Origin of the sequence: Flavobacterium oncorhynchi (assembly GCF_002217355.1) — a bacterium.
Classification (GTDB): Bacteria; Bacteroidota; Bacteroidia; order Flavobacteriales; family Flavobacteriaceae; genus Flavobacterium; species Flavobacterium oncorhynchi.
Window position 1 is genome coordinate 85649 of the sequence record NZ_MUHA01000015.1, and the last position, 8477, is coordinate 94125.

Below are 8477 nucleotides of genomic sequence, written 5' to 3' on the forward strand. Positions count from 1 at the left end.
TCCTAAATTTGCACTCGCAATACAAGACAAGTCAAGTGTTGCAGTTCTTAATTAGAATTTGAAATGCGAAAATAGCTCAGTTGGTAGAGCGCGACCTTGCCAAGGTCGAGGTCGCGGGTTCGAGCCCCGTTTTTCGCTCAAAACCATACAATGCTCGGATGGTGAAATTGGTAGACACGCTGGACTTAAAATCCAGTGAACAGCAATGTTCGTGCGGGTTCAAGTCCCGCTCTGAGTACTAAAGCCTCTTCTTTTGAAGAGGCTTTTTTTATGGTGTAAACTCAATGATAAAATCAATTTGCAGAGTAGATTGATTTTGAAGATTCTAAGGGGGTTTAAAATCAATAATTTAAAATCTAAAATCAATAATCAAAATATGGGGGCTTTTGTAATTAGCAAGCGGTTTAATGATGAATATAAGTTTGTGTTTACATCTAGGAAAGGAAAAGTTATTTTTACGAGTTTGAGTTATGAGTTGAGGTTTGAGTGTGAAGAGGATATTGAGAAGTTTAAAAAGACAATTGAACTTTCGAGATTTTTGAAATTTAAAGGCTCGGGAGGGAAGTATTTTTTTAAATTGATGCTGGGTGATGTTCACTTTGCAACAAGTCGAAAATATACTACGGAATTGCTTCTTCAAAAAGGAATTAAGGAAATTGTGACTTATGCCTCGAGATCAGAGATTTTAGATTTTTCATCAGGTGAATCTATTTTTGGGGATGAGGAGGTTTCGGTTGAGGAAGAAGTAGAAGAATAAAAAAAAAGCGTTCACCGAAGTGAGCGCTTTTTTTATTTGTAAAATCCAAAGGTTGAATTTTGGTCAAAAAAAAACCATCGAATCGATGGTTTTAAAATTTTTAGAATTTAGGTTCTAATTATTTTTTTACTTCTTTAGCAGCTTCTTCTACTTTAGTAGCAGCAGAATCAACTTTAGCAGCAGCAGAATCAACAGTTGCAGCAGCAGAATCAACTACAGTAGCAGCAGAATCAACAGCAACAGCAGTAGAATCTACAGCTTCAGTAGCTGCAGCGTCAGCTTTTTTACAAGATACAACAGTTAAAACAGCAACAACAGCTAAACTTAAAAATACTTTTTTCATCTTACTTTATTATAAAAGGTTAATTATTAATTCGTGGCAAAGATATAAATTTTTTAATATGTAAAATATTTTTTTATTTTTTTTTTAAAATATTTTCATTGCTCACGTTTATCTTAGTTAACAAATAATGTGCCAGAATGATAAAGTTATCTTAAATTGTTTATTTTTCTGTGCAAATTATTATTTGCTGAATATTCTTTATAGAAATAGGTGGTTTTGATCCTCTTGATTAAGGTTTATTTTGTTTTCTTAATGAATTTATAAGATGGTAAAAAAAAACAAAATGGGTAAATTGGTGTATAATGTGAAAATAAGAGTCGCAATAATGAGTAAAGAAAAAGACTGTTATGAAACGATCCTCATTATAGTATCTGTTGCACCTTTGTTTTCTTGAATAAACGACTTGCAGATTTTGCTTTTTTCTTTAAAAAAGATAGCATCATTTAATAAACGATCAAAAACAGTTTTTAATTCGTTAAAAGTAGATACAGGCATACATCCTTCAAGTTCTACTAAAGAAACAGCTTCTGCAAAATTTGCAAAATTTGGTCCAATCACAATTGGAATTCCAAATGTGGCCGGTTCTAAAATATTATGAATTCCTGGATTTCCAAAACCACCGCCCACGTATGCAATTGTAGCATAACTATAGATCTTTGTTAGAAGCCCAATAGTATCTATTATAAAGACATTGTAATTTGATAGGTTTTTCTCTTCTTTTTCAGAATACAAAATAGTAGATTTTGTAAGGAGTGATTTCAATGCAGCAATTTGATCGGTCTTAATATTATGAGGGGCAATAATGAATTTTACATTATCAGGTGCTTGATTGATATATTCCGCTATTAAGGCTTCGTCTTTTGGCCAAGAACTGCCTATAACTATGGTTGGTTGATCGTTTTTGAAATTTTCGATATAATCAAGCGTGTTATCTCTTTCTAAAATTGCTGCGACTCTGTCAAAACGAGTGTCGCCAGAGATAATTACATTATTAAAGCCAATTGTTTCAATTTTTTGTTTAGAACTTTCGTTTTGAACAAAAAAGTAGGTAAAAGCTTTGAGAGCATTTCTATAAAAACCTCCATACCATTTAAAGAACATCTGACTGTCTCTGAAAATTCCCGAAATCAAATAAGTCGGCGTTTTGCTTTTCTCCAGTTCTTTTAAATAGTTCAACCAGAATTCATACTTAATGAAAAAGACAAATTCAGGATGAACGAGTTTTAGAAAACGTTTTGCATTGCTTTTTGAGTCTAATGGTAAATAAATAGTAACATCGGCAACAGTGTTGTTTTTGCGCACTTCATATCCTGAAGGCGAAAAAAAGGTTACAATAATTTTGTGAGAAGGATATTTTTCTTTGATTTTTTCAATTACAGGCAGACCTTGTTCGTATTCGCCAAGTGATGCAGAATGGAACCAAATAGTTTTGTCTGAAGGTTTTATTTTTTCTTCTAAAATTGAAAAAACGTTTTTTCGTCCCTCAACGAAAAGCTTAATTTTCGGACTAAAAAGGGCGACGATTTTCAGAAAAAAGCCCGCAATAGAAATAACTAAATTATATAGAAAAAGCATCTGTTTATTTTTGTGGCTAAAATACATTTCTTTCGACTATTTTCATGGTTTGAAGTTATTAAATAACTATTTTTGTTCCTCCTTTTAGAGAATCTGATAGTAAAACAGATCTTTAATTTTAAAATATATTGAAAATGAAAAAAATTCAAATGGTTGACTTAAAGAGTCAATATGAAAAAATAAAAACTACTGTTGATGCTTCGATTCAAGAAGTTTTAGATACTAATACTTATATAAACGGACCTTTAGTACATCAATTTCAAAAAAATCTTGAAGATTATTTAGGTGCCAAACACGTAATTCCTTGCGCAAACGGAACAGATGCTTTGCAGATTGCTATGATGGGATTAGGTCTTCAGCCAGGTGACGAAGTTATTACTGCCGATTTTACTTTTGCAGCAACTGTTGAGGTTATTGCTTTATTGCAATTAACTCCGGTTTTAGTTGATGTTGATATGGTAAATATGAACATCGATATTGAAGCAATTAAAAAAGCAATTACGCCAAAAACAAAAGCAATTGTTCCGGTACATTTATTTGGACGCGCTGCAAATATGGATGCGATTATGGAAATTGCAGCTGAGCATAATTTATATGTAATTGAAGATAATGCTCAGGCGATTGGAGCTGATTACATTTCTAAATCCGGCGCAAAAACTAAAGTTGGAGTAATTGGTCACGTTGCGGCAACTTCATTTTTCCCGTCTAAAAACTTAGGTTGTTATGGAGACGGTGGAGCAATCTTTACAAACGATGATAAATTGGCGCACATTATTCGTGGAATTGTAAATCACGGAATGTATGAGCGTTATCATCATGATGTTGTGGGAGTAAATTCGCGTTTAGACAGTATTCAAGCTGGAGTTTTAAATGCAAAACTGCCTTTGTTGGATGAGTATAATAAAGCACGTCGTTTAGCGGCAGCAAAATACAATGCGGCTTTTGCTGGAAATGCACATATTATTACGCCAGATTTTGATGCAAACGAAAATGATCACGTTTTTCATCAATATGTATTAAGAATTTTAGATGCTGATAGAAATGCTTTGATGCAGCACTTATTAGATAAAGGAATTCCATGTGCAATTTATTATCCAATTCCGCTGCACTCTCAAAAAGCATATGTAGATTCTCGTTATAAAGAAGAGCAATTTCCAGTTACCAATCAATTAGTAAAAGAAGTTATTGCTTTGCCAATGCATACAGAGCTTGATGATGAACAAATTAAATTTATAACAGATTCTGTTTTAGAATTTTTGAATAAATAAAATAATTAAACCAAATAAACAACAGCGCAAAACAACCACAAAATGAAAGTATTAGTAACAGGAGGATTAGGATTTATTGGTTCTCATACCGTAGTCGAATTGCAAAATGAAGGCTTTGAAGTTGTGATAATTGATAATCTTTCAAACTCTACCGAAGATGTTTTAAAAGGAATTACGACAATTACTGGAAAAACGCCTTTATTCGAAAAAATTGATTTAAGAGAAAAAAGTGCCGTTCAGGGTTTCTTTAAAAAACACAACGATGTTACAGGGGTAATTCATTTTGCAGCGTCAAAAGCAGTTGGAGAAAGTGTTGAAAACCCATTACTGTATTATGAAAATAACATCAGCAGTTTAGTTTATCTTTTACAAGAATTGCAGCAAAAACCAGAAGCGAGTTTTATTTTTAGTTCGTCTTGTACAGTTTATGGTCAAGCCGAAAAAATGCCAATTACCGAAGACGCTCCAGTGCAAGCTGCAATGTCGCCTTACGGGAACACTAAACAAATTGGAGAAGAAATTATTACAGATACAGCCAAAGTAACAAATATCAATGCTATTTTGCTGCGTTATTTTAATCCAGTTGGAGCGCATTCTACAAATGAAATTGGAGAATTACCAATTGGTGTTCCTCAAAATTTAGTACCGTTTATTACACAAACCGGAATAGGACTTCGCAAAGAATTGTCTGTTTTTGGAGATGATTACCCAACTCCTGACGGAACTGCTGTTCGTGATTACATTCACGTCGTAGATTTAGCAAAAGCGCACGTAATCGCTTTACAGCGTTTGTTGAATAAAAAGAATTTAGCAAAAGTAGAAACTTTCAACTTAGGAACAGGAAAAGGAAGTTCGGTTCTAGAAGTGATTAATAGCTTTGAAAAAGTAAGTGATAAAAAATTACCATATGTAATTAAGCCTCGTCGTGAGGGTGATATTACGGAAGCTTACGCTAACACAGATAAAGCAAACAATGTTTTAGGATGGAAGGCTGAATTAAGTCTTGACGAAGCAATGGCAAGCGCCTGGAAATGGGAACAAAAAGTGAGGAATAAATAATTCCTTACATTAAAATTATAAAATTTTAAGATCCCAAATTATAGCAATATAGTTTGGGATTTTTTTTAGATGATTGATTATCATGAAACAAAATTTAGATTATAAATTGATTTTTGCTCTGGCAGCTGTTGGAATTATCTGGGGTACAACATTTTTAGGAATCAGGGTTGCGGTTGAAACTATTCCGCCTTGGTTTGTTACTTCAATTCGTCAAGGATTGGCGGGATTAATTATGATGACAATTTTGCTGTTCAAAAAAGAAATGAAATGGATTGGTTGGGGAAATTTCAAGCAACAGCTTATTCCGTCAGTTTTAATGATTGTAATTGCAAATGGTTTTACCACAATAGCTGAAAAGACTTTGCCAAGCGGATTAGCATCTGTGATAAGTGCCTTATCTCCGATATTGATATTTCTTGGAAGCATTTTAGTTGGCCTGCAAAAAATGAGTTTTAAAGGTTTTGTTGGAGTATTAATTGGATTTTCGGGAGTCGTTTTTATATTCAAAGACGGACTTGGATCGTTTTTAGATGCTGATTACAGAAGCGGAATGATGTTTATGGGATTTGCAATTTTGGCTTGGGCCATTGGAACAATTTATACTAAAACACATGCCAATAAATCAAACAATATTGTGCTTAACTTGTTTTATCAATTTACAACAGCATCTTGTATTCAGCTGGTTTTAGCTTCTATTTTTTCACCAAATCTAGATTTTAGTTCATGGAGTTCAAGAAGTATTTTTGCAGCTTTGTATTTGTCGATTTTCGGATCTGTAATTGCTTTTTTTAGTTACAGTTATGCTTTGAAGCATGTTACGGCTGTTCAAGTTTCTATTCTGGCTTATATAAACACAATAATTGCTGTATTTTTGGGCTGGCTTCTTTTAGATGAAATAATTACTATTGATTTTATTATTGCTACGGCGCTTATTATTCTTGGAGTTTTTATTGTCAATTACAAGAAGAAAGAAAAGAAAGTATTTGAGTCCGAAGTTTAGTATTTCCTTTAAGTATGTCATTTCGACGAAGGAGAAATCACCACAAGAAACTCCGCAAACTTTGTCGAGCTACTCGCGAAGATTTCTCCTTCGTCGAAATGACAAAAAGCTCTGAAAAATATATTTTTCAGAGCTTTTTTCATGTAATATTTGATTTAAAAGACGAACTGCAGTCTGCCTCTGTGATTAAGCATTCGCAGTAACCGCTTCTTTGTCAATTTTATTAATCAAACCAGCTAACACTTTTCCTGGGCCAACTTCTGTAAACAAAGTAGCGCCGTCAGCGATCATTTGTTGCACTGATTGCGTCCATTTTACAGGAGCAGTCAACTGAATGATTAAGTTCTTTTTAATTTCGTTTGCATCAGAAACCGCGTTTGCCGTTACGTTTTGATACACTGGGCAAATAGGAGCAGAGAAAGTAGTTGCTTCAATTGCGGCAGCCAATTCTTCTCTTGCAGGTTCCATCATTGGTGAGTGAAATGCACCTCCAACAGGTAAAATTAAAGCACGTTTTGCTCCTGCAGCTTTCATCGCTTCACAAGCTTTTTCAACTGCTGAAGTTTCTCCTGAAATAACCAATTGTCCTGGGCAGTTATAATTTGCGGCAACCACAATTCCATTGATAGAAGTGCAAACTTCTTCAACAATATTATCCGCTAAACCTAGAACTGCTGCCATTGTAGATGGAGTAATTTCGCAGGCTTTTTGCATAGCTAAAGCACGCTGAGAAACTAATTTCAAACCGTCTTCAAAAGATAAAGTTCCGTTGGCAACTAAAGCTGAAAATTCTCCTAAAGAGTGTCCTGCAACCATTTCTGGTTTAAAATCTTCGCCTAAAGTTTTAGCCAAAATAACCGAGTGTAGAAATACAGCAGGCTGTGTAACTTTAGTTTCTTTAAGTTCTTCGGCAGTGCCTTCAAACATAATATCTGTAATTCTAAAACCTAAAATTTCATTAGCTTTTTCGAATAATTCTTTGGCTAAAGCCGAGTTTTCATATAAGTCTTTGCCCATTCCTGTAAACTGTGCGCCTTGACCTGGAAATACGTATGCTTTCATTTGTCTAATTTGTTTTTTATTTTTTTGGAATTGAAAATTAGCTTCAATTGAAAGGCAAAAATAACACTTTTTTATTTCGTATAATCCTTAAACATATAAATCCATGCTAACCTAGAGAATCTCAAATTGAAAGAAGTTAGTAAAGTAATGACAACAGCAATGATTGGAATGATTCTTAAATCGAAATTTTTCTCAAAGAAAAACTGTGCAATACAGTACGTCGCAATTCCCTGAGCAACTGTTAATCCGTAGTTTACATACATAGCACCAAAGAAATAACCAGGCTCTTTTTGAAATTTATAATTACAATGACTGCAGTATTCATTCATTTTTGGAAGTCCGAAAGTCAAAAAAATATTTTTGTCTGTAAATACTTTTCCTTTATGACAAATAGGACATTCGTTGCTTAATATATGAGTTAATGCGCTTGACATGATCTTGTTGTTTTTTATTTATACAAAGGTAATTCAGAGTATTATAAAAGGCTTTTTTATATCTTCGCTGATTATAGCACAATAAAGACATTTTTATGAAGAAATATCCCGTTTATAGTGTTCAGAATTTTAACTGCAATGATATTCATCGTGATTTTTATGTGAATACCTTTAAAGAACATCTAAAAAGTCACAGTTTTGTCGAAGAACCGCATCGTCATGATTCTTATTTAATGGTCTTTTTTACAAAAGGCTCGGGATTGCATGAAGTCGATTTTGATCAATTCGAAATAAAAAGAGGCAGTTTGTTTGTGCTGCAGCCTGGGCAAATGCATCATTGGAGTTTGTCTGAAGATGTAGAGGGTTTTGTAATTATTTTTTCTCAGGAATTGTATAATTTATATTTCGGACAAAAAAATATCAACGATTACAATTTTTATCATTCCATTCATAATCGTCCTGAAATGGTTTTTGAAGAAAAAGAAATTCCCAGAATTCTTTCGTATTTTAATTTACTGATTCAAGAAAGTAATGAAAATGCGAAATATCAATTAGATAAAATGCTGAATTTATTAGATTCAATTCATATTGAAATTGCTCGTAAATACAGTGAAACTTATTCGCATCAAACACATTCATACAATATTAAAATCAACAAGTTTGAATCATTATTGGAAGAGTATTTTAGAACAGAAAAGCTCCCATCTTTTTATGCAGAAAAGCTAAATATTACGCTAAAACATTTAAACCGAATCTGCAATGAAATTCTGCAAAAAACCGCCACAGAAGTAATTACAGACCGCGTAATCCTTGAGATTAAAAGAATGTTGATCGACAAACAATTAGCCGTAAACGAAGTAGCTTTTAAAGTTGGCTACGAAGATTATTCCTATTTCTCCAGATTCTTCAAAAAACAAACAGGAGTTTCGCCAACAGAATTTCGAAATATAAAGTAAAAAAGGGCTTCGACTTCGCTCAG

9 protein-coding genes and 2 tRNA genes are annotated in these 8477 nt (G+C 33.3%); 7 read left to right on the forward strand and 4 right to left on the reverse strand.

Annotated elements, in window-relative coordinates; translation table 11 throughout:
- Positions 1-65: 65 nt before the first annotated feature.
- The 3 genes from B0A75_RS11895 (at position 66) to B0A75_RS11905 (ending at position 757) form a co-directional block, all read left to right on the forward strand.
- Positions 66-138 (forward strand) — tRNA-Gly (locus B0A75_RS11895).
- Between the two features lie 14 nt (positions 139-152).
- Positions 153-238: transfer RNA gene (locus B0A75_RS11900), tRNA-Leu, on the forward strand.
- 138 nt (positions 239-376) lie between these two features.
- Positions 377-757 (forward strand): DUF1508 domain-containing protein, encoded by a 381-nt coding sequence (locus tag B0A75_RS11905; protein ID WP_089054508.1) that lies wholly within the window; start codon positions 377-379, stop codon positions 755-757.
- A gap of 118 nt (positions 758-875) precedes the next feature.
- Here B0A75_RS11905 and B0A75_RS11910 read toward each other — a convergent pair whose 3' ends face one another.
- Positions 876-1100: a PG1828 family lipoprotein gene (locus tag B0A75_RS11910; RefSeq protein WP_089054494.1), complete on the reverse strand. Its 225-nt coding sequence runs from the start codon at positions 1098-1100 to the stop codon at positions 876-878.
- A 345-nt stretch (positions 1101-1445) separates the two neighbouring features.
- Positions 1446-2675, reverse strand: a complete 1230-nt coding sequence (locus B0A75_RS11915; RefSeq protein ID WP_089054495.1) for a 3-deoxy-D-manno-octulosonic acid transferase — start codon at positions 2673-2675, stop codon at positions 1446-1448.
- A gap of 134 nt (positions 2676-2809) precedes the next feature.
- On the opposite strand from B0A75_RS11915, the gene B0A75_RS11920 reads away from it, so the two are divergent.
- The 3 genes from B0A75_RS11920 to B0A75_RS11930 all read left to right on the forward strand — a co-directional run bounded on the left by B0A75_RS11920 (position 2810) and on the right by B0A75_RS11930 (position 6002).
- Positions 2810-3943: a DegT/DnrJ/EryC1/StrS family aminotransferase gene (locus tag B0A75_RS11920; protein WP_089054496.1), complete on the forward strand. Its 1134-nt coding sequence runs from the start codon at positions 2810-2812 to the stop codon at positions 3941-3943.
- Between the two features lie 42 nt (positions 3944-3985).
- Positions 3986-5002, forward strand: coding sequence for a UDP-glucose 4-epimerase GalE (gene galE, locus B0A75_RS11925; protein ID WP_089054497.1), 1017 nt, complete (start codon positions 3986-3988; stop codon positions 5000-5002).
- Between the two features lie 82 nt (positions 5003-5084).
- The gene (locus B0A75_RS11930; protein WP_089054498.1) at positions 5085-6002 is read left to right on the forward strand and encodes a DMT family transporter; all 918 of its coding nucleotides are present in this window, start codon (positions 5085-5087) and stop codon (positions 6000-6002) included.
- 186 nt (positions 6003-6188) lie between these two features.
- Here B0A75_RS11930 and fabD read toward each other — a convergent pair whose 3' ends face one another.
- Both fabD and B0A75_RS11940 read right to left on the reverse strand, forming a co-directional pair.
- A complete protein-coding gene (gene fabD / locus B0A75_RS11935) occupies positions 6189-7064 on the reverse strand; it encodes an ACP S-malonyltransferase (RefSeq protein WP_089054499.1) in 876 nt (291 codons plus the stop codon).
- A gap of 71 nt (positions 7065-7135) precedes the next feature.
- On the reverse strand, positions 7136-7498 hold the full coding sequence (locus B0A75_RS11940) for a DUF983 domain-containing protein (protein ID WP_071636409.1): 363 nt from the start codon (positions 7496-7498) through the stop codon (positions 7136-7138).
- Between the two features lie 95 nt (positions 7499-7593).
- Between B0A75_RS11940 and B0A75_RS11945 the strand changes: the two genes are divergently transcribed.
- Positions 7594-8454: a helix-turn-helix domain-containing protein gene (locus tag B0A75_RS11945; protein ID WP_089054500.1), complete on the forward strand. Its 861-nt coding sequence runs from the start codon at positions 7594-7596 to the stop codon at positions 8452-8454.
- Positions 8455-8477: the final 23 nt, after the last annotated feature.